The 21,482-nt window shown below is 60.1% G+C and carries 16 protein-coding genes; 4 read left to right on the plus strand and 12 right to left on the minus strand.

The features are described from left to right. Positions 1–100: 100 nt before the first annotated feature. The 8 genes from moaA to KGB03_RS18155 all read right to left on the minus strand — a co-directional run bounded on the left by moaA (position 101) and on the right by KGB03_RS18155 (position 11,582). Complete coding sequence (gene moaA, locus KGB03_RS18120) at positions 101–1,093, minus strand: GTP 3',8-cyclase MoaA (RefSeq protein ID WP_223527993.1); 993 nt, start codon at positions 1,091–1,093, stop codon at positions 101–103. A gap of 25 nt (positions 1,094–1,118) precedes the next feature. Beyond that, a complete protein-coding gene (locus tag KGB03_RS18125) occupies positions 1,119–2,078 on the minus strand; it encodes a peptidylprolyl isomerase (RefSeq protein WP_223527996.1) in 960 nt (319 codons plus the stop codon). A gap of 10 nt (positions 2,079–2,088) precedes the next feature. Next, complete coding sequence (narI, locus tag KGB03_RS18130; RefSeq protein WP_192408294.1) at positions 2,089–2,769, minus strand: respiratory nitrate reductase subunit gamma; 681 nt, start codon at positions 2,767–2,769, stop codon at positions 2,089–2,091. Beyond that, positions 2,762–3,517, minus strand: coding sequence for a nitrate reductase molybdenum cofactor assembly chaperone (narJ, locus tag KGB03_RS18135; RefSeq protein ID WP_218537236.1), 756 nt, complete (start codon positions 3,515–3,517; stop codon positions 2,762–2,764). The genes narI and narJ overlap by 8 nt, the downstream gene beginning before the upstream one ends. A 2-nt stretch (positions 3,518–3,519) precedes the next feature. After that, positions 3,520–5,058 carry a nitrate reductase subunit beta gene (gene narH, locus KGB03_RS18140; RefSeq protein ID WP_033059086.1) on the minus strand — a complete coding sequence of 513 codons (1,539 nt, stop codon included), beginning with the start codon at positions 5,056–5,058 and terminating at the stop codon, positions 3,520–3,522. A 1-nt stretch (position 5,059) separates the two neighbouring features. Beyond that, positions 5,060–8,833: a nitrate reductase subunit alpha gene (locus KGB03_RS18145; RefSeq protein WP_223527999.1), complete on the minus strand. Its 3,774-nt coding sequence runs from the start codon at positions 8,831–8,833 to the stop codon at positions 5,060–5,062. Between the two features lie 69 nt (positions 8,834–8,902). Beyond that, positions 8,903–10,300: a NarK family nitrate/nitrite MFS transporter gene (locus KGB03_RS18150; protein ID WP_192408292.1), complete on the minus strand. Its 1,398-nt coding sequence runs from the start codon at positions 10,298–10,300 to the stop codon at positions 8,903–8,905. After that, a complete protein-coding gene (locus KGB03_RS18155) occupies positions 10,278–11,582 on the minus strand; it encodes an MFS transporter (protein ID WP_223528002.1) in 1,305 nt (434 codons plus the stop codon). Before KGB03_RS18155 ends, KGB03_RS18150 begins: the two co-directional genes overlap by 23 nt. Before the next feature lie 305 nt (positions 11,583–11,887). Between KGB03_RS18155 and KGB03_RS18160 the strand changes: the two genes are divergently transcribed. From KGB03_RS18160 to KGB03_RS18175, 4 genes are all read left to right on the plus strand, one after another. Continuing rightward, positions 11,888–13,690 carry a HAMP domain-containing protein gene (locus KGB03_RS18160; RefSeq protein ID WP_223528005.1) on the plus strand — a complete coding sequence of 601 codons (1,803 nt, stop codon included), beginning with the start codon at positions 11,888–11,890 and terminating at the stop codon, positions 13,688–13,690. After that, complete coding sequence (narL, locus tag KGB03_RS18165) at positions 13,687–14,334, plus strand: two-component system response regulator NarL (protein WP_111450199.1); 648 nt, start codon at positions 13,687–13,689, stop codon at positions 14,332–14,334. Before KGB03_RS18160 ends, narL begins: the two co-directional genes overlap by 4 nt. A gap of 86 nt (positions 14,335–14,420) precedes the next feature. Then, on the plus strand, positions 14,421–15,095 hold the full coding sequence (locus KGB03_RS18170) for a Crp/Fnr family transcriptional regulator (RefSeq protein ID WP_218537230.1): 675 nt from the start codon (positions 14,421–14,423) through the stop codon (positions 15,093–15,095). A 74-nt stretch (positions 15,096–15,169) separates the two neighbouring features. Continuing rightward, positions 15,170–15,568 carry a putative zinc-binding protein gene (locus KGB03_RS18175; protein ID WP_192408287.1) on the plus strand — a complete coding sequence of 133 codons (399 nt, stop codon included), beginning with the start codon at positions 15,170–15,172 and terminating at the stop codon, positions 15,566–15,568. Positions 15,569–16,305: 737 nt separating this feature from the next. Here KGB03_RS18175 and KGB03_RS18180 read toward each other — a convergent pair. The 4 genes from KGB03_RS18180 to KGB03_RS18195 all read right to left on the minus strand — a co-directional run bounded on the left by KGB03_RS18180 (position 16,306) and on the right by KGB03_RS18195 (position 21,330). Continuing rightward, positions 16,306–16,746, minus strand: coding sequence for a CBS domain-containing protein (locus KGB03_RS18180; RefSeq protein WP_111452578.1), 441 nt, complete (start codon positions 16,744–16,746; stop codon positions 16,306–16,308). Positions 16,747–16,786: 40 nt separating this feature from the next. Then, a complete protein-coding gene (nirD, locus tag KGB03_RS18185; RefSeq protein WP_223528008.1) occupies positions 16,787–17,164 on the minus strand; it encodes a nitrite reductase small subunit NirD in 378 nt (125 codons plus the stop codon). Further along, positions 17,164–19,725, minus strand: coding sequence for a nitrite reductase large subunit NirB (gene nirB / locus KGB03_RS18190; RefSeq protein ID WP_223528011.1), 2,562 nt, complete (start codon positions 19,723–19,725; stop codon positions 17,164–17,166). Before nirB ends, nirD begins: the two co-directional genes overlap by 1 nt. 378 nt (positions 19,726–20,103) lie before the next feature. After that, positions 20,104–21,330, minus strand: coding sequence for an RtcB family protein (locus KGB03_RS18195; RefSeq protein WP_223528014.1), 1,227 nt, complete (start codon positions 21,328–21,330; stop codon positions 20,104–20,106). Between the last annotated feature and the right edge of the window lie 152 nt (positions 21,331–21,482).

Below are 21,482 nucleotides of genomic sequence, written 5' to 3' on the forward strand. Positions count from 1 at the left end.
CGCGAAGGCGGAGTGTCAGTCAACATTGATGTCGACTGACACTCCGCCTTCGCGAGCAAGCCCGCTCCCACATTGGATTTGCTGTGTTTTAAAGATCAGTTCAACCACCACTCATGTTCATAAACCGCACAATCTGTACCTCCCCGTCTGGACTGAAATCATGGCGCAGTGGCTTGCCGCGCAAGGCCTTCTGCACCGCGTTGATCACCGGTTGGTCATCCAGCGGATAACGCCGCAGCAATCCCCGCAAATCCAGCGCATCATCCTGCCCCAGACACAGCAACAGCTTCCCTTCAACCGTCATCCGCACCCGATTGCAGCTGCCACAAAAGTTATGACTATTGGGCGAAATGAAACCAATGCGCGTCTCGGGATGGCGTTCCAGACGCACGTAGCGCGCCGGTCCGCCGCTGTTTTCGGTGCTGTCGAGCAAGCGATGCTGGCTGGCGATCAGCGTGCGCACTTCGTCGCTGGAACAGAACGATTCGCCCCGGGAACGACCGACGTCGCCCAAGGGCATTTCTTCGATGAAGCTGATATCGATGCGCTGATCAATCGCGTACTGCACCAACGCCGGGACTTCATCGAAGTTGCGCCCCTTCATCACCACGCAGTTGAGCTTGACCCGCTCAAACCCTGCGTCCCGCGCCGCTTCGATGCCGTTGAGCACCTGGTCGAGATCGCCGTTGCGGGTGATCGCCCGAAACTTCTGCCCGTCCAGGCTATCGAGGCTGATGTTCATCCGCTTGACCCCGGCGTCGACCAACGGCCGGGCCAGACGGCCCAGTTGCGAGCCATTGCTGGTCATCACCAGCTCACGCAAACCGGGCAACGCGGCGATGTTGCGGCACAGTCCGACAATGCCAGGGCGGATCAGCGGCTCGCCGCCGGTCAGGCGGATTTTGCGTACCCCCAGGCCGACGAACAGCGTCGCCAAGCGCTGCAATTCCTCCAGCGTGAGCACCTGCTGACGCGGCAGGAACGTCATGTTTTTCGCCATGCAATACACACAGCGAAAATCACAGCGGTCCGTCACCGACATCCGCAGATAGTCGATCTGCCGCCCAAAACCATCCTGCATCACAGCGTTCATCACTTCTCCCGGTTTGCCTCGAGGCTCACTGCACCAGCGGTGAGTCGGCGCCCTGCAAGTGGATGCCACGAATATCGGCTGCACCGATCAGGGTTTGCAGGTACTGCACCAGGGCTTTCTGCCAGACGCCTTGCTGCAACTGCGTGCGGATTGCCGTCGACACCACTTCATAGGGCAGCGGCATGCCTTCGATCCGCTGATCGACGCTGACCACATGCCAGCCGTAGCGACTTTCCAGCGGTTTGCTGGCCAGGCCTGGTGCCAGAGTGAACAGCTGACGCTCCAGCTCGGGCACGGTCTGGCCCTTGCTGATCTGTCCCAAAGAACCGCCTTGAGCCTTCGACGGGCAGGCCGAATATTTCACGGCCAGCTCGGCGAAACTGCCGGGGAATTCATCCAGCTGCTGCAGCAGGACTTCGGCCTGCCCCTGCGCCAGCTCCCGGGCCTCGACATCGTCTGGAGCACATTCGAGCAAGATGTGCCGCACCGCCAACAACGGCGCGCTGTGGAAGCGTCCGCGATTGTTTTCGTAGTAACGCAGACTCGATTCCTCGTCGCACTGCGGCACTTTCACCTCACGCTCAAGCAACAAACGCGTGGCCGCTTCTTCTTCGTTCTCACCGGCGCCGATCTCCAGCGACACCCCGAGTTCGGTGATGCGCTGCTGCAACAACTCGCGGATCACCAGCGCGCGGGCGGCCAGGAAGACCGCCTCCTCGCGGCTTTCGGCCGGATGATATTGCAGCTCCTGGGCCATCGCTTCCGGGGTGATCGACACCTCGTTGACGCTGATGATCGGCCACTCCTGTTCACTGCTGGCGATCAACTGCGCCGGGGCGTCATCGGCCGCCGCAGGCTCAACCGGCAGGGCTTCGAACTGCGCTTCTGCGACCGGCGCGATGTCCAGAACGACCTCGGCTTTTTTTGAAGAACCGCAGCCACCGCTGCCCCCGTTACCGCCACCACATCCACATCCACCTGACATGATTGTCTCCTCAGTACTTCTGACGAACGATTTGATAACGACGCCCCAAGTACCAGATCGGTGCGCTGATCATGTGTACGAGACGGGTGAAGGGGAACAGCACAAACAGGGTCAAGCCGAGAAACACATGCAATTTGTAGATCAACCCGACCGGCGCGATGGCCGCCGCTGCTTCCACTGGCCGCAACAGCACGGTGTTCTGCGCCCAATCGGCGAGCATCACCATCACCGAGCCGTCCATGTGGCTGGTGGACGCGACGATGGTCAGCAGACCGAGCAGCAATTGCGCCAGCAGCACCAGCAGCACCAGGATGTCCGAAGGACTGGAAGTGGCACGGACCCGAGGATCGCTAAGCCGGCGGTTAACCAGCATCAGCAGGCCGATCAGGCACAGCAGGCCGAAGAGCCCACCGGAAACCATTGCCAACAACTGCTTGTTCTCAGTGCTGATCACATGGTGATAAACCGACGCTGGGGTCAGCAGGCCGACAAAGTGTCCGGCCAGTACGAACAGCACGCCAATGTGGAAGAAGTTGCTCGCCACGCGCATGCCGCGCTGATTGAGCATCTGGCTGGAGCCCGCTTTCCAGGTGTACTGCGACAGATCGAAGCGCGCCCAGCTGCCAATCAGGCAAATCGCCAGGGCGACATAGGGATAGACCCCGAACAACAACAGGTTCCATTTAGACATTGCCTACCTCCTTGGCTGGCACGGCGGCCAGCCCTTCATGCTGAAAATCCACCCAGTGCAATGGCACTGCGCTTTCCTCACGGGCCTTGCCCGGTGCGCTAGGCAGTGAACTGCAACGGTCCTGCTGTTCGGCCTGGAGGAAGTCCACGGCCTCCTCTTCCCAGATCTTGTCGAGGGCTTCGAGGGAGTCGTCGCGCGGTTCCGCCGCGACCTGCGCCCGCAGGTCGGCGACTGCCTGATGCGGCTCGGCCCCGGCAATTTGCAGCAGCGCCCGGAAGCAGCTGGCATAGGCGCTTTCGCGCTCTTCCAGACGTGCCGCGAGCAAGGCCAGCAAGTGCGAAACATCCGCCAGGCCCTCGCGGGCCTCGAGGTCTTCGCGGGTGGAGAGGAACTCCAGGTACAGCGGGATGTAGTCGGGCAGCTCTTTGACGCCGATGGCAAAACCGGCTTCTTCGTATTGCGCCATCATGTCGACCATCGCCTGGCCACGGTCGCGGGATTCACCGTGCACGTGCTCGAACAACAGCAGCGACAGCGAGCGCCCTCGTCCGAACAGCGCACCGTAGTGCTCCTGCCCGTCCATCAAGTCATTGGCGCAGATCAGCTCGAGCAATTCGAATAACGCACCGCGCTGTTTAGGGCTGATTTCCCGTGACTGGATGATCGCTTGCTCCAGTTCGTCGCGACCGCCAATCAGCGTCTCGGTCGGGTAATCGAGCAGCAGCGAAATCACTTTGAGAATTTGCATGCTCATTCCTCCCACAACTGGACGGTTTTCAGGATGTCGCGGCGGTTGGCTTTCTTCGCACCGAACATGTTGGTGTCGGAGCTGCCGCTACAGCCGCTGCCGAAACTGAAACCGCAACCGGAACGTTCGGCGAAGGCATCGCTCATGGCGTCTTCACGGTGCGCGCTCGGTACCACAAAGCGGTCTTCATAGTTGGCGATCGCCAGGTAGCGATACATCTCCTCGACCTGGGCCACGCTCAAGCCAACATCCTTGAGTACTTGCAGGTCCTGAACCCCGTCGACTTGCTCGGAACGTTTGTAGGCGCGCATCGCCAGCAAGCGTTTAAGCGCACGCTTCACCGGTTTTTCATCGCCCGCCGTCAGCAGGTTGGCCAGGTACTTCAGTGGAATACGCAGGCTGTCGACGTCCGGGATCACCCCGTTCATGCCGACGGTGCCGGCAGTGGCGGCGTTCTGGATCGGCGACAGCGGCGGTACGTACCAAACCATCGGCAAGGTGCGGTATTCCGGGTGCAGCGGCAGTGCGAGTTTCCAGTCCACGGCCATTTTGTAGACCGGCGAACGCTGGGCTGAATCGATCACCGACTGCGGTACACCATCGGCCAGAGCCTGACGGATCACCGCCGGGTCATTTGGATCGAGGAAGATCTCCAGTTGTTTCTCGTACAGGTCCTGCTCATTGGCGGTGCTCGCCACTTCGCTGATGCGGTCGGCGTCATACAGCAGCACGCCGAGGTAACGGATGCGCCCAACGCAGGTTTCGGCGCAAACGGTCGGCATCCCGGCTTCGATACGCGGGTAGCAGAAGATGCATTTCTCGGACTTGCCGCTCTTCCAGTTGAAATAGATCTTCTTGTACGGGCAGCCGCTGATGCACATCCGCCAGCCACGGCATTTCTCCTGGTCGATCAGGACGATGCCGTCTTCTTCACGCTTGTAGATCGCCCCGCTCGGGCAAGCCGCTGCGCACGTCGGGTTGAGGCAGTGCTCGCACAGGCGCGGCAAATACATCATGAAGGTGTTTTCGTACTCGCCGTAAATGTCCGCCTGGATCTTGTCGAAGTTCTTGTCCTTGCGACGCTTGGCGAATTCGGTGCCGAGGATCTCTTCCCAGTTCGGGCCCCACTCGATTTTTTCCATGCGTTTGCCGGAAATCAGCGAACGCGGGCGCGCGGTGGGCTGATGCTCGCCCAGCGGCGCGGTGTGCAGGTGCTGATAATCGAAGTCGAACGGTTCGTAGTAGTCGTCGAGGCTCGGCAGGTCAGGGTTGGCGAAAATGTTCGCCAACACGCGGAATTTACCGCCGATGCGCGGGTTGATCGTGCCGTTGGCGTTGCGGATCCAGCCGCCCTTCCATTTGTCCTGGTTTTCCCATTCTTTCGGGTAGCCGATCCCGGGTTTCGATTCGACGTTGTTGAACCAGGCGTATTCCATGCCTTCGCGGCTGGTCCAAACGTTTTTGCAGGTGATCGAGCAGGTGTGGCAACCGATGCATTTGTCCAGGTTCAGAACCATGCCGATTTGTGAGCGAATCTTCATCTCAGTTCTCCTCAATATCGGTCGGCAGCGGACGTGGCAGGTCATCGCCACTTGAACCATCGAGCCAGTCGACTTTGGACATTTTGCGCACCACGACGAATTCGTCGCGGTTGCAACCGACCGTGCCGTAATAGTTGAAACCGTAGGCTTGCTGGGCATAGCCGCCGATCATGTGGGTCGGCTTGAGCACGACGCGGGTGACCGAGTTGTGATGGCCGCCACGGGTCTTGGTGGTTTCCGAACCGGGCACGTTCACGATCCGTTCCTGTGCGTGATACATCATCACCATGCCGTCCTTGACCCGTTGGCTGACCACCGCACGGGCGGTCAGCGCACCGTTGACGTTGAAGCACTCGATCCAGTCGTTGTCCTCGATGCCGGCGCTTTTCGCGTCGTTCTCCGAGAGCCAGACAATCGGCCCGCCGCGGCTGAGGGTGAGCATCAGCAGGTTATCGCTGTAGGTGCTGTGGATGCCCCACTTCTGGTGCGGGGTGATCCAGTTCAGGACGATTTCCTTGTGGCCGTTACTGCGCTTGCCTTTCACCCCTTCGATGGTGCGGGTGTTGACCGGCGGCCGATAACTCATCAGTTGCTCGCCGAACGCCTGCATCCACGGGTGATCCTGGTAGAACTGCTGACGACCGGTGATGGTGCGCCATGGGATGCCTTCGTGAACGTTGGTGTAGCCGGCGTTGTAGCTGACGTGATCGTCTTCGAGCCCCGACCAGGTCGGGCTGGAAATGATCTTGCGCGGTTGTGCCTGAATGTCGCGGAAACGGATGGCCTCGTGGGCCTTGGACAGCGCCAGGTGGCTGTGGTCGATGCCGGTGAATTCCGACAGTGCGGCCCAGGCCTTGACGGCGACCTGGCCGTTGGTTTCCGGTGCCAGGGACAGAATCACTTCAGCGGCGTCGATGGCCGTGTCGATTTTCGGCCGACCCTGGCTGATACCGGCATCGCCTTCTTTGTGATTGAGTTCACCGAGGAATTTCACTTCGTCTTCGGTGTTCCAGTTGATGCCTTTGCCGCCGTTGCCGTTTTTCTCCAGCAATGGCCCCAGGGACGAGAACTGCTTGTAGATGTTCGGGTAGTCACGCTCCACCACGTGCAGGTTCGGCGCGTTTTTGCCCGGCTCCGGTGCCACACCAGCGCTTTTCCAATCGGTGCCGCCAAACGGTTGGGCCAGTTCGCCGACGCTGTCGTGCATCAGTGGGATGGTCACCAGGTCCTTCTCAACGCCCAGGTGCCCTTCGGACATGCTGGAAAACGCCTTGGCGATGCCTTTGTAGATTTCCCAGTCGGAACGCGATTCCCACGCCGGGTCGATGGCGGCCGACAACGGGTGAATGAACGGGTGCATGTCCGAGGTGTTCATGTCGTCTTTTTCGTACCAGGTTGCGGTCGGCAACACGATGTCGGAATAGACGCAGGTCGAAGACATGCGGAAGTCCAGCGTGGTGACCAGATCGAGCTTGCCGATGGCGCCCTCGTCCACCCATTCGGCTTCTTCGGGTTTGCAATCGCCGACCTGGCCGATGTCTTCGTTCATCACACCGTTTTTGGTGCCGAGCAGGTACTTGAGCATGTACTCGTGGCCCTTGCCCGAGGAGCCCAGCAGGTTGGAACGCCAGATGAACATGTTGCGCGGGAAGTTGACCGGGCTGTCCGGCTGTTCGCAGGAGAAACGCAGCGAACCGTCCTGCAGCGACTTGACCACGTAGTCTTTCGGGTCCATGCCGGCCGCAGCAGCGTCGCGGCAAATGTGCAAAGGGTTAGTGTTGAGTTGCGGAGCGCTGGGCAACCAGCCGGCGCGTTCAGCGCGGATGTTGTAGTCCAGGGCATGCTCAGGGAATTGCGATTTATCGGCCAATGGCGAGAGCACGTCGTGCATGCTCATCTTCTCGTGGCGCCACTGCGAACTGTGGGCGTAGAAGAAGCTGGTGCCGTTCATTTGGCGAGGCGGACGGTTCCAGTCCAGGCCGAATGCCAGGGGCAGCCAGCCGCACTGCGGACGGAGTTTTTCCTGACCGACGTAGTGCGCCCAACCGCCACCGGTCTGACCGACACACCCGCAAAGCATGAGCATGTTGATCAGCCCGCGGTAGTTCATGTCCATGTGGTACCAGTGGTTCATCGCCGCGCCGACGATGATCATCGAGCGCCCCTTGGTCTTGTCGGCGTTGTCGGCGAACTCACGGGCAATCTGGATGGCTTTCTCACGGCTGACGCCGGTGATCTGCTCTTGCCATGCCGGGGTGCCAGGCACCGAGGCGTCGTCGTAATCCTTGGCCACATTTTCGCCGCCGAGGCCGCGATCGATCGCCAGGTTGGCGGCCGACAGGTCGAACACGGTGGCAACTTTGGCCACGCTGCCGTCTGCCAGCACCACGTTATGCACCGGCACGCGGCGGTATTGCACGGCATCGCCGGCCACGTGCTGGAAGTGCTCGTGGGACTCGCCGGCAAAATACGGGAACGCCACTTCGGCGACGTCATCGCCGATCAGGCTCAGCTTCAGATCGATCTCACGGCCTTCGCCGCCTTCACGAGGCAGGATGTTCCACTTGCCCTTCTCGCCCCAGCGATAACCAATGGAACCCTGAGGGGACACCAGCTCGCCGCTGACATCCAGCGCGATGGTTTTCCATTCCGGGTTGTTTTCCTGGCCGAGGTTGTCGGTCAGGTCACTGGCGCGCAGGAAGCGGTCTGGCTGGTAACCGGCGCCCGGTGCCTTGTCGACCATTTGCTTGAGCAGCACCAGCACCGGCAAATCGGTGAAGCGCTTGGCGTAGTCGCTGAAATAGGCGCTCGGTTTGTCCAGGTGGAACTCTTTGAAGATCACATGGTTGAACGCCTGGGCCAGCGCCGCATCGGTGCCTTGCTTAGGGTTCAGCCACAGGTCAGTGAGCTTGGCGACTTCCGAGTAATCCGGAGTGATCGCGACCGTCTTGGTGCCCTTGTAACGAACTTCGGTAAAGAAGTGCGCGTCCGGGGTACGGGTCTGCGGAACATTGGAGCCCCAGGCAATGATGTAGTTGGAGTTGTACCAGTCGGCCGATTCCGGCACGTCGGTCTGCTCGCCCCAGACCATCGGCGAGGCCGGTGGCAGGTCGCAGTACCAATCATAGAAACTCAGGCAGGCGCCGCCGATCAGCGACAGGTAACGAGAACCTGCGGCGTAGCTGACCATCGACATGGCCGGGATCGGCGAGAAACCGACGATCCGGTCAGGGCCGTATTGCTTGATGGTGTAGACGTTGGCCGCGGCGATGATCTCGTTGACTTCTTCCCAGTTGGAACGAATGAAGCCACCCATGCCGCGCTTGCTTTTATAGGAGTCGGCCTTGACCTTGTCCTCGACGATGCTGGCCCAGGCTTCCACCGGCGCCATGGTTTGCCGCGCATCGCGCCAGAGCTTGAGCAACGGTTTGCGGATTTTCGGGTACTTGAGCCGGTTGGCGCTGTAGATGTACCAGCTGTAACTGGCACCACGCGGACAGCCACGGGGCTCATGGTTGGGCAGATCGTTACGGGTACGCGGGTAGTCGGTCTGCTGGGTTTCCCAAGTAATCAGGCCGTTCTTGACGTAGATCTTCCACGAGCACGAGCCGGTGCAGTTCACCCCGTGGGTGGAGCGCACGATCTTGTCGTACTGCCAGCGCGAACGGTAGACGTTCTCCCAGTCGCGAGACTCTTTGCGGGTCTCTCCATGACCGTCGGAAAACTCGTTTTGCTTACGGTTGAAAAACCGCAATTGATCCAGTAAATGACTCACGGTGTAGTCCTCTCAGGCTTTGTCGCGGAGTCTGTGCCCCGCCCACGCAATGGTTGGATTCGGGTCGTCTCAGCAGGGTGTCGCGGCGCCTTTGCGCGCGTACCACCACCAGGTCACCACGATGCAGCTCAGGTAAAAGACGACGAACATGTAGAAGGCCATCTCCGGGCCGCCGGTCAGGGCCATCGAAGAGCCGAAGGATTTGGGAATGAAGAACGCACCGAAGGCGCCCATGGCCGAACTGAAGCCCAAGACGGCGGCTGACTCTTTGCCGGCATTTTTCAGCGCTTGTTCACGCACGGCGGGTGGTTTTCCGGCGGAAGCTTTTTCGTGCTGGGTGCGGAAGATCACCGGGATCATGCGGAAGGTGGAGCCGTTGCCGATGCCAGTGGTAATAAACAGCAGCATGAACATGCCGAGGAAGCCGTAGAAGTTGCCGCCGGTACCGTTCTGCGGCAGGAAGTGCATCACGGCGAAGACCATCACGATCATCAGCACGAAGTTCCACAAGGTCACTTTCGCGCCGCCGAGCTTGTCCGCCAGCCAGCCGCCCAATGGACGCACCAGCGCACCCACCAACGGGCCGAGGAAGGCGAATTTCAAGGCGATGACATCCGGGAACGAGGTTTTGATCAGCAGCGGAAACGCGGCGGAGAAACCGATGAACGAACCGAAAGTCGCCAGGTACAACCAGCACATCAGCCAGTTGTGTTTGCGTTTGAAGATGACGGCCTGCTCGCTGAAAGAAGCGCGGGCACTGGACAGGTCATTCATGCCGAACCAGGCCAGCACCGTCACCAGGACAATAAACGGCACCCAGATGAAGCCGGCGTTCTGCAACCACAATTGACCGCCGTCCGGCAGTGCTTGCGGCGAGCCGCCCATGAAGCCGAACACACCGAAGGTAATCACCAGCGGCACACAGAACTGCATCACCGAGACGCCCAGGTTACCCAGCCCGGCGTTGAGGCCAAGGGCCGTGCCCTGCTGCGACTTGGGATAGAAGAAGCTGATGTTGGACATGCTCGAGGCGAAGTTGCCGCCACCGAAACCGCAGAGTAAGGCAATCAACACGAACACGCTGTAGGAGGTGCTCGGGTCCTGCACCGCGAAGCCCATCCAGATCGAGGGCAACAACAGCGATGCGGTGCTCAGGGCCGTCCAGCGACGGCCACCGAAGATCGGCACCATAAAGGAATAGAAGACGCGCAAGGTCGCCCCGGACAGGCCTGGCAACGCCGCCAGCCAGAACAGCTGGTCGGTGGTGAAGGTGAAACCGATGGCGTTCAGACGCACGATCACCGTGCTCCAGACCATCCACACCGCAAAGGCCAGCAGCAGCGCAGGAATGGAAATCCACAAGTTGCGTGTGGCGGTCTGTTTGCCGCTACTTCCCCAGAATGCGGGGTCCTCGGGGCGCCAGTCATGAATGACCGGGCCTTTGTCAGGCTTTTGCAGAACGGACATGTTCTTCTCCTAGGGCAATGCTGGAAATCGGGGACGGGGTCAGCCGCGGCGCTTTACCCAGCACCGCGCTTTTGCGTATTTCGCTGAAGTACATCCAGGTGAGGGAGACCCAGACCACGCCGTACATCAACATGAAGCAGGAAGAGCGCACGCCGGTGAGGTCCACCAGGGCGCCGAACAGGATCGGCAACACGAAACCGCCCAGGCCACCGGCGAGGCCGACGATGCCGGACACCGCGCCCATGTTTTTCGGGTAGTCGTTAGCGATGTATTTGAAGACCGAGGCCTTGCCGAATGCGAAGGCGATGCCCATGACGAACAGCAGCACGGTGAACAACGCGGGGTTGAGGCCGATGTGGAAATCCACCGGGCCGTCGATCGTTTGCACTTGCAGTTGAGTCTGGGGATACGAAAGCAGGAACAGGCAGATCCAGCTGACCCACAACACCCACCAGGTCACGCTTTGCGCACCCCAGCGATCCGACATCCAGCCGCCGACGGCACGCAGCACGCCACCGGGCAGGGAAAAACAGGCCGCCAGCAACGCCGCGCTTTGCAGGCTGAAACCGTATTCCTGCACGTAGTACTTGGTCATCCACAGGGCCAGGGCGACGTAGCCACCGAAGACGATCGAGTAGTACTGGCAGTAGCGCCACACCGCCGGGTCTTTCAGCGAGCTCAATTGCTCGCGCAAGGTGGCGCCGGTGGCACTGCGGTGGTCCTTGTTTTCAGCGCTGAGGAACCAGAACAATAGCGCCGTAATAAAGAGGATCGCGCTGAAGACTTTCGGCACCAGCTGCCAGCTGCCGGCAGCGATCAGTGCCGGGGCGAGAAACTTGGTGACCGCGGCCCCGGCGTTACCGGCGCCGAAGATGCCCATCGCAAAGCCCTGATTCTCTTTGTCGAACCATTTGGCGACGTAGGCAATCCCGACCGAGAACGAGCCGCCGGCCAGGCCGACGAACAAGCCCAGCACCAGGAACTGCCAGTAGGCGGTGGCGTGACTGATCAGGTACAGCGGCGTCACGCAGGCCAGCATCAACAGGAAGAACACGCTACGCCCGCCAAAGCGGTCGGTCAGCAGGCCCAGCGGCAACCGCACCAGCGAACCGGTCAGGACCGGGGTCGCGGCCAGCAGGCCGAACTGGGTTTCGTTGAGCTGGAGAAGGTCCTTGATCGGCACCCCGAGCACGGCAAACATCATCCAGACCATGAAACAGACAGTGAAGGCCAATGTGCTCATGCCCAGCACCAGGCCTTGTCGTACACGGGGTTGGTTCACAAATGCTCTCCAGTCAGTTAGCCATGGCGGCAGACTAGAGAGGCCAACCCCGCAAAAACTTGATCCATGTCAACGAAGCCCAAGGGGGCATAGGCCTATGCTTGCGCGGTCTACCTCTAAGGAGGTAGTACAGGAAAACCCTGAAACCGTTGGTTTATCAGCGTCTTGAGGTTTTCTGCCAAGGTTTTTGCTGACAAGGATCAGTCGACAACTCTTTAGAGGTAGCGCGCCCGGGATCGGCGGCAAAACCCCTTCCTGGAGCTCCACGTGTTCTGTTTTGCTGATTTCTTCCGGGACCTGCGCTGATGATCCGCTGGTTGCGCAGCTCCCTGCCCGCTCGCGCCGGGCTGGCGGTGATCCTGATCGCCGTGCTCGCCCTCGCCAGTTCGTTGAGTGCCGGATTGATCGCCTGGTTCAGCCAGGGCGATGCCGCCGCCATCAACACTGCTGGCTCGGTGCGCATGGAGACCTACCACCTGAGCTGGAAACTGGCGGCGGGTGCAACGCCCTCAGAAATCATCGCCATCAGCGACAGCCTGCAAACCCGTCTCACCAGCCAGTCACTCAAAGCGGTGCTGGAAGATGGCCCGAGCACTGCGCTGCAAATCAGCTACGGACAAATACAGCAGCAATGGAACGAGGATTTGCGCCCGGCACTGGAGCGCGGCGATGCCGCCTATTTTCAGGTCCAGGCCCTGCCCTTCATTGAACAACTGAACCAGTTCGTCAACCTGTTGCAACGCCAAAGCGAACAGAAGCAAGGCTGGCAACAGGTGATTCAGGGTCTGGCCTTGTTCACCACCCTGTTCGTCCTGCTGATTGGGCTCTACGAACTGCAGTACGGGGTCGTCATGCCCTTGAAAGAGTTGGTGGATGCGACCCAGCGCTTTCGTCGCGGCGATTTCAAGGTGCGGGTCAATCATCAGTCCCAGGACGAACTGGGCCAGTTGGCCACGAGTTTCAACGCCATGGCCGAGACGATCGAAGACTCCCATCGCACCCTTGAGAGTCAGGTTCAGCAAAAAACCCTGAACCTGCAACAAGCCAATGCCGCCCTCGAGTTGCTGTACCAAAGCAGTCGAAGCCTGGCCACACGCCTGGCCAATGCCGAAGGCCTGGATGAGTTGATCCGGCGCTTCCAGCAACGCCTGCCCGGCTTGCGTCTGTCGCTGTGCCTGCAAGGACAAATGCAGGCACCGGCCCAGCAGTTGCTCGCCCTGCATGGCGCGAACATCCGCGAAGTCTGCGCCAGCAGCGATTGCGCCACGTGCCAGAAGCACCATAAAGCCAGTCCACAAACCTTCAGCATCAGCAATCAGGGCAGCGAACTGGGTGAACTCAAGGCGCACTTCGTCGACGGGCACCCGACGCAAGCCTGGGAAACCCAACTGATCCAGGCCCTGGCCAACCTGATCGGCACCTCGCTGTCGCTCAAACGCCAACGGGAGCAGGATCATCGCCTGCTGCTGCTTGACGAACGCACGATCATTGCCCGCGAGCTGCACGACTCACTGGCCCAGGCCTTGTCCTATATGAAACTGCAAGTCAGCCGCCTGCAGACTTTGATGCGCCGTGGCGAACCGGTGGAAACCCTGGAAAACGTCACCGCAGAACTGCGCGAAGGGTTGAATAATGCCTACCGCCAGTTACGCGAATTGCTGACCACCTTTCGCTTGCAGATCCACGATGCGGGACTGGTGCAGGAACTCAAGGACACCGCCGAGGAATTCTCCCGTCGCGGCGAATTCCAGGTGCACCTGCACGTCGACGCGCTGGCCTTTCAGTTATCGGCCAGCGAGCAAATCCACATTTTGCAGATCACCCGCGAGGCGCTCTCCAACTGCCTGCGCCATGCCCACGCGCAGAACGCCTGGCTGCAACTGCGTCAGGACGGTGAAACCGTCAGGCTCATCGTCGAAGACGACGGGCGTGGCTTCAGCGGCAACGTCGACCAACGCGAACACCACGGCCTGAAAATCATGGATGAGCGCGCCCGCAGCTTGCGCGGCCAACTCGAAATAGTCTCCAGGGAGCCGCAAGGCACCCGCGTCCAACTGGAATTCCAACCGGAGTTTCTCGGGCAGAAAACAGAAGGTAGCGTCACATGAACCCGTCCCTGCAACACACCATCCTGCTGGTCGACGACCACCCGATGATGCGTCACGGCATCCGCCAGATGCTCGAACTCGAAGATGATTTCCTGATCGTCGGCGAAGCCAATAACGGTGAAGAAGCACTCGCTCTGATCGAGCCGCTGCAACCGGACCTGGTGTTGCTCGACAACAACATGCCGCTGATGAATGGCATTGAAACCCTGCGCCAATTACGGGCGATGCACTACACCGGCAAGGTGCTGCTGTTTACGGTCTCGGACGCCGAAGACGATATTCGCGACGCACTGCGTCTGGATGCCGACGGCTACCTGCTCAAGGACATGGAGCCCGAACTGTTGATTCAGTACATCCGCAATGCCTTGAACGGCGAATTGGTGATCAGCCCGGGGCTGACCCAGGTCATGGCCCAGGCACTGCGCTCACCGCAGCGCCAGACGGTGGTGGAACTGACCGAGCGCGAACGCCAGGTGCTGAAAACCATCGCCAGCGGTTTCAGCAACAAGGTCATCGGGCACAAGCTGGGCATCACCGAAGGCACGGTCAAGGTTCACGTGAAAAACCTGCTGCACAAACTCGGCTTGCGCTCGCGGGTCGAGGCGGCGGTGTGGGCCATGGAGCATCTGCGCAATGCCGGATGACGGGCATGCCTCTTTGGAGGTAGGCCGGCAGAGGCATAGGTCATCGGGCCGGCGCTCTCTACTATGAGCGTCAGCGGAGGTACGCCATGCTGACCCACCCTTCCATCGTTTTATCGTTGCGTCGTCACCATCTGTTCAGCCAGTTACCGGAGAAAATCTTCGAGGAAGTCTGCGGCCTGGCGATGCTCAAGCGCCTGGCCTGTCACAGCACACTCATGCACCAAGGCGATCCGGCCAAGCGCTTTTTCCTGCTGGTCAGCGGCCAGATCAAGTTGTACCGGCTGACCGGCGAAGGTCAGGAAAACCTGGTGGAGATCATCCAGCCGGGCCAAACCTTTGCCGAAGCCTTGCTGTTCAGCCAGGCCCGTCTCTACCCGGTGAGCGCCACGGCGCTGAAGGACAGCGTGCTGGTGAGTATCGAGGGCAGCCATTACCGCAACGCCCTGGAGGACCAGCCGAAAGTCTGCCTGGCGATCCTCGCGAGCATGAGCGTCCACTTGCACCTGCGTCTGCGGGACATCGACACCTTGACCATGGCCAGTGCGAGCCGGCGGGTGATCAATTTTCTGTTCCAGGAACGCAACCCGGTCAGCGGTCTGATTGTGTTGCAGGTGTCCAAACGCCTGGTGGCCTCGAAGCTGGGTATCCAGCCGGAAACCTTTTCGCGGATCTTGCACCGCCTGGTGGACAGCGGCCTGATCGCCATGGAACGGCGCAACATCAGCATCCTCGCCGAAGAGGATCTCGCGGCCTTCCAATAGACGGAATTGACCGCAGTCAATGCGCAATGCCACCAGCCTTGCACACTGAAGAAGTCCACCCATGGAGAGCGCTCATGTCCCATTCAACCTTGCCCCTGATTTACTCCTGCTCAGGCTGCTCCAACGTCGCCCAACTGGCCAACACGCTGGCCGTGCGACTGGATCGCAGCGGCCTGGCGGAAATGTCCTGCATCGTCGGGGTCGGCGGGCATGTGGCGGCGCTGGTCAACAAGGCACGCTCGGGGCGGCGGATTTTTGCGCTGGATGGGTGTCCGTTGCAATGTGTTGAAAATTGCCTGAAGCAGCATGATCTGCATGCGGATGTGCATTTGATTCTTAGCCATTATGGTTTGCGTAAGCGTTATGGCGAGGATTGCACTGAGGCAGAGAGTGATGAGTTGTTTGAACAGATCAGGCAGTTGATTGCCAGTGATGCTCGGCAGCATGAAAGCCGGCAGGAAACGATGGCCTGAAGGCCAACGAAAATCAAAACTGTGGGAGCGGGCTTGCTCGCGAAAGCGCACTGACCGCTGACCTATGATTTTGGTCGGAGTACATATCCATTGTTGCGGTAACGGCGGCTTAGGGTTCCGCCCTTACGGCGGGTCACTTGGAAAAGCCCCAAGTAACCAAGGACTCTTGCCCCTGTCGTTCGGTGCCTCGCTCCGGTCCTGCTCCGTGGGCCCGCCGCCATTCCTCTGGAAGCAAACCTGATTAATTGTGGGAGCGGGCTTGCTCGCGAAGACGGACTTACATTCAACATTCATGTCGACTGACACGGTCTCTTCGCGAGCAAGCCCGCTCCCACAGTTAAGATTTTTTTAGGCACGGCATTCGGGTACACCGCCGCTGACCAGACTTGACCGAACCAACATCAGGTCGGCTATCAGGCCGCCTCGCTTTGGCTTTTGATCTTGCTTTGATCTTGATCTGCTCCGTCGGAAGGCCGAGCGCAGGTTCTGCGCAGTGGGCACCGCGGCAAGGATGCCGCGGTAGCCGCCCCCGGCCATGGATGGCCGATGGCGGCGGGCCCACGGAGCAGGACCGGAGCGAGGGTACCCTGAGCCTAGGCGAAGGGCCGTACGTCAGGGGCCAAAGCGTTTTGGTTACTTTGGCGCTTTTCCAAAGTGACCCGCCGTAAGGGCGGAACCCTAAGTCGCCATCACCGCAGCAACGGATATGTCCCCCAACCTTAGTGACGCTGACCGCTCTAGTGCCCGCGAATGTAATGCTCCAGCTGCCGAATCAAATCCGCCTGCTCAACGATAGCTTCCTTGACCAAATCCCCAATCGATAACAAACCAATCAGCTCGCCACCCTCCACCACCGGCAAATGACGCAGATGGCTATCAGTCATAACCGCCATGCAACGCTCAATACTCTGCTGACTGTCAGCCGTCACCACCGGCGCGCTCATGATGTCGCGCACCGGCGTACCCACCGAAGAGCGCCCCTGCAAAACCACCTTGCGCGCATAGTCACGCTCGCTGATCACGCCGACCACTTGCCCGGCCTCGATCACCGGAAGCGCGCCCACGTTCTTTTCGGCCATGATCCTCAGCGCTTCAAGCACCATTTCATCCGGCGCGATGCTATGCACCTGGCGGTTTTGCACGACCTTGAGTTTCAGCAATTGTGCGGCTGTTTTCATAAATGCCTCCGATGCGGATACGCGATGCTGTTGAACAGGCTCAAGCCACTCCGACTTCCACCACGCCGCTGTTCAACCGCACGGGCCAGACACGCAGACGCTGTTGCGGATACTCCAGGCAGCTGCCGTCCTCAAGGCGGAAATGCTGTTTGTAGATTGGCGATGCAACCACCAGATCCCCCTTGATGCTGCCCACCAATCCGCGACCGATCACATTCGCCCCGGACTGCGGGTCATGGTTGTCGATGGCGTAAAGGGTCTTGCCGTGAACATTCGGCAGGTAGAACAGCGCCACTTGCGCGCCGTCGAGCCAGACGACGACGCCGGAGTTGCTGACCAGGTCCTGTTGCTCGCACACCGTTTGCCAGGCCTCGGGGTTTTCCAGGGAATCGATGCGTTGGGTATTGGACTGGCTCATCAGGCAATCTCCTCGGTGACAGGGATAAGGTTGAGTTCGGCAGCCATGATCGGGCGCCGCTGGCCGCGTTCCTGGACAAAGTGGATGTCCGGGTCCGGGCGTTTATCGTTGACGAAGGTACGGAAGCGCTTGAGTTTTTCCGGGTCTTTGAGGGCGTTAGCCCATTCGCATTCATAGCGATTGACCACCAGTTGCATCTGCGACTCGAGCTCTTCACCCAGCCCGAGGCTGTCGTTGATGATCACTTCCTTGAGGTAATCGAGGCCGCCCTCCAGGCTTTCGCGCCACACCGAGGTGCGTTGCAATTTGTCGGCGGTGCGGATGTAGAACATCAGGAAGCGGTCGATGTAGCGGATCAGGGTCGCGTCGTCGAGGTCGGTGGCGAACAGCTCGGCATGGCGCGGGCGCATGCCGCCGTTACCGGCGATGTACAGGTTCCAGCCTTTCTCGGTGGCGATCACGCCAACGTCTTTGCTCTGGGCTTCGGCGCACTCGCGGGTGCAGCCGGACACCGCAAACTTGAGCTTGTGCGGCGAGCGCAAACCCTTGTAGCGGTCCTCGATGGTCAAGGCCATTTGCACGCTGTCTTGCACGCCATAACGGCACCAGGTGCTGCCGACGCAAGATTTCACGGTGCGGGTGGATTTGCCGTAGGCGTGCCCGGTTTCGAAACCGGCTTCAATCAGTTCGGCCCAGATGTCCGGCAACTCATGCAACTGCGCGCCGAACAGGTCGATACGCTGGCCGCCGGTGATTTTGGTGTAGAGGTCGTATTTCTTCGCCACCACACCAATCGCGATCAGTTTGTCGGCAGTGATCTCGCCACCGGGGATGCGCGGCACCACCGAATAGGTGCCGTTCTTCTGCATGTTGGCCATGAAGGTGTCGTTGGTGTCCTGCAGCGGTACCAGCGACGCGTCCATGATCGGCTGGTTCCAGCACGACGCAAGGATCGAGCCCACCGCCGGTTTGCACACGTCGCAACCGGTGTGGCCACGGCCATGCTTGGCCAGCAGTTCTTCGAAGGTGATCACCCCTTCTACCCGCACCAGCGCATAAAGCTCCTGACGGGTATAGGCAAAGTGTTCGCACAGGCTTTTGTCGACGCTGACGCCACGGGCGATCAACTCATGTTCGAAAACCTGCTTGAGCAGCCCGGCACAACCACCGCAACCGGTGCAGGCCTTGGTCTGCGACTTGAGCAGGCCGAGGTCGGTGCAGCCACCGTCGATGGCCGAGCAAATGGAACCCTTGGTGACGTTGTGGCACGAGCAGACCGTGGCCGCTTCGGGCAACGCGCCCGGGCCGAGGGTCGGTGCGCCTTCGGAGGACGGCAGAATCAGGCTGGCGGGTTCCGCCGGCAGCGCAATCGCGTTCTGCATGTATTGCAGCAGCGTGTCGTAATAGCTGTTGTCACCCACCAGCACCGCACCGAGCACGTGTTTGCCGGTCGCATCCACCACCAGGCGACGATAGCTGGCCGTGGTTTCGTCGATGAACTGATAACTGCGCGCGCCCGGCGTGCTGCCATGCGCGTCGCCGATGGAACCGACATCGACGCCCAGCAGCTTGAGCTTGGTCGACATGTCCGCGCCCATGAACGGCTCGGCGGTTTCGTTGCACAGCAATGCGGCAACACCGCGCGCCATTTGGTAGCCCGGGGCGACCAGGCCGAAAATGCTGCCGTTCCATGCGGCACATTCGCCGATGGCATAGATGTTCGGATCGCTGCTCTGGCATTGGTCATCAATCACCACGCCGCCGCGCGGGCCGACTTCCAGCGAGCATTGGCGGGCCAGTGCGTCTTGCGCACGGATACCGGCGGAAAACACGATCAGGTCGGTTTCAAGAAATTCGTCATTGGCGAAGTTCATCCGGTAGCGGTATTCCTCACCTGCGCTGATCGATTGCGTGCCGCGCGACAAATGCACGCCGACGCCGAGCCGTTCGATCTGCGCCTTGAGCGCCAGGCCACCGTATTCGTCCAGTTGCACCGGCATCAGGCGCGGGGCGAATTCCACCACATGCGCTTCGAGCCCCAGGGTTTTCAGGGCGTTGGCCGCTTCCAGTCCCAGCAAGCCACCGCCAACCACCACACCGCGTCGGGCGTTGCTGGCCGCGGCACGAATGGCATCGAGGTCTTCAAGGGTGCGATACACCAGGCGCGAATCGCCCTCGGCGCCTTCGATCGGCGGCACAAACGGATAGGAGCCGGTGGCCAGCACCAATTTGTCGTAGGAGACACAGCCTTGCGCGGTGATCACCTGGCGGCGTACACGGTCGATTTCCAGCACCGGTACCCCCAGATGCAACGTGACGCCCGGGGTCTGGTACAGCGAGGCTTCACCGAGGGCCAGCGACTCGGCATCACGGCCGGAGAAATACTCGGAAAGGTGCACGCGGTCGTAGGCACGCATCGGCTCCTCGCTGAACACGTGCAGCCGATAGTGATCAAGGGCACCGCGTTCGATCAGCTGTTCGACACAATGATGTCCGACCATGCCATTGCCGATCACGATCAGCGTTTGCAGCTTGTTCAAAGTGGCAACATTGGAATTCATAATAGACACCCGTCGATAGCTGTTCAAAAAGCAAAAAAAAACGCCTGAAACCTTGCGGTTCCAGGCGTCTTTGCCTGTTCATTTACGGTGCTAAGTCAGGCATCTATGCCGGAACCACCGATGTTGCCCACGACCTGTTCGGCCAATCGATCGTCGTTGACCGAGGGGGCTGCCCACTCGACTGCGTCACAGTGGGCCTGAACAGTGTCTTGCAGACTTTGTGCCAGTCGGCGATTGGCAGCATTTGCGTCGGAAAACAGGGGGCATTGGGCTCCAGAACATCCGATATTTGCCTTCGCATAGTGCAGCGCAGTGTTGCGTGGCCTTATAAAAGTGCACAAAGTTCGGCAACTCGACGATCGTGATATTCCATTTTCCCTATCCTTTTACGCAGACCACCTGCCGCAAAGTGTGCAGCACTTCCACCAACTCGCGCTGGGCGTGCATGACATCGTCGATGTCCTTGTAAGCCATCGGAATTTCATCGATGACGGCAGCATCCTTGCGGCACTCCACGTGGGCGGTGGCACGGATCTGGTCTTCGACGGTAAACAGGCTTTTCGCTTTGGTGCGACTCATGGCGCGGCCGGCGCCGTGGCTGCAGGAGCAGAACGACTCCTCGTTCCCCAGCCCGCGGACGATGAAGCTTTTAGCGCCCATCGATCCCGGAATAATCCCCAACTCGCCCTTCTTCGCCGATACCGCGCCTTTGCGGGTGACCAGAATTTCCTGACCAAAATGTCGCTCTTTCTGCACGTAGTTGTGGTGGCAGTTCACCGCTTCCAGCGCCGCCTCAAAAGGTTTGTTGATCACTTTTCGGGTCGCCTGAATCACCGCTTGCATCATCAATGCACGGTTTTGCCTGGCGAAATCCTGGGCCCAACCGACCGCTTCGACGTAGTCATCGAAATGCCGGCTGCCCTCTTTAAAGTAAGCCAGGTCACGATCCGGCAGATTGGCGAGGTGCTGACGCATATCCGCCTGGGCCATTTGAATGAACAGGTTGCCAATGGCGTTGCCAACACCGCGGGAACCGCTGTGCAGCATGAACCAGACCCGGTTGGTTTCATCCAGGCACACTTCGATGAAGTGGTTCCCGCTGCCGAGCGTGCCCAAGTGCCCACGGTTGTTGGTGTTGGCGAGTTTCGGGTACTTGGTGGTGATCGCCTTGAACCGCGAGTCCAGTGCCGCCCAGGCCCGGTCCGCCTCACGCGGAACGCTGTCCCAGGCGCCCTTGTCCCGAACGCCGCGGCCAATGGTGCGGCCATGGGGCACCGCCTTCTCGATCGCGCAACGCAAGCCATGCAGGTTGTCCGGCAAATCGCTGGCGGTCAGCGACGTGCACGCCGCGATCATCCCGCAGCCGATGTCCACTCCGACGGCGGCTGGAATGATCGCGCCGACCGTGGGAATCACACTGCCGATGGTCGAACCCTTGCCCAGGTGTACGTCGGGCATCACGGCCAGATGCTTGAAGATGAATGGCATCCTGGCGGTGTTCATCAATTGCTGTCTGGCTTCGTGTTCCACCGGGACGCCTTCGGTCCACAGCTTGATCGGTTTGCCGTTGGCGACTTCCAGCAGTTGGTAGGTATGTGCTTGCATGATTTTGATTCTTTTCTTTTGGCCGATTGTTCGGCGTTGGTCTGGCGCCTGGGGTGATAAAGGTCGGTGCAATTGCATTGGCGGTCGCCTGTTGGGAAAGGTATAGCCGCCGACGTGCCAGTTTTGATTTTCCTACGTTGCGGAAGAAAGGG

The organism is Pseudomonas sp. BF-B-26, assembly GCF_019956495.1.
Lineage (GTDB): Bacteria > Pseudomonadota > Gammaproteobacteria > Pseudomonadales > Pseudomonadaceae > Aquipseudomonas.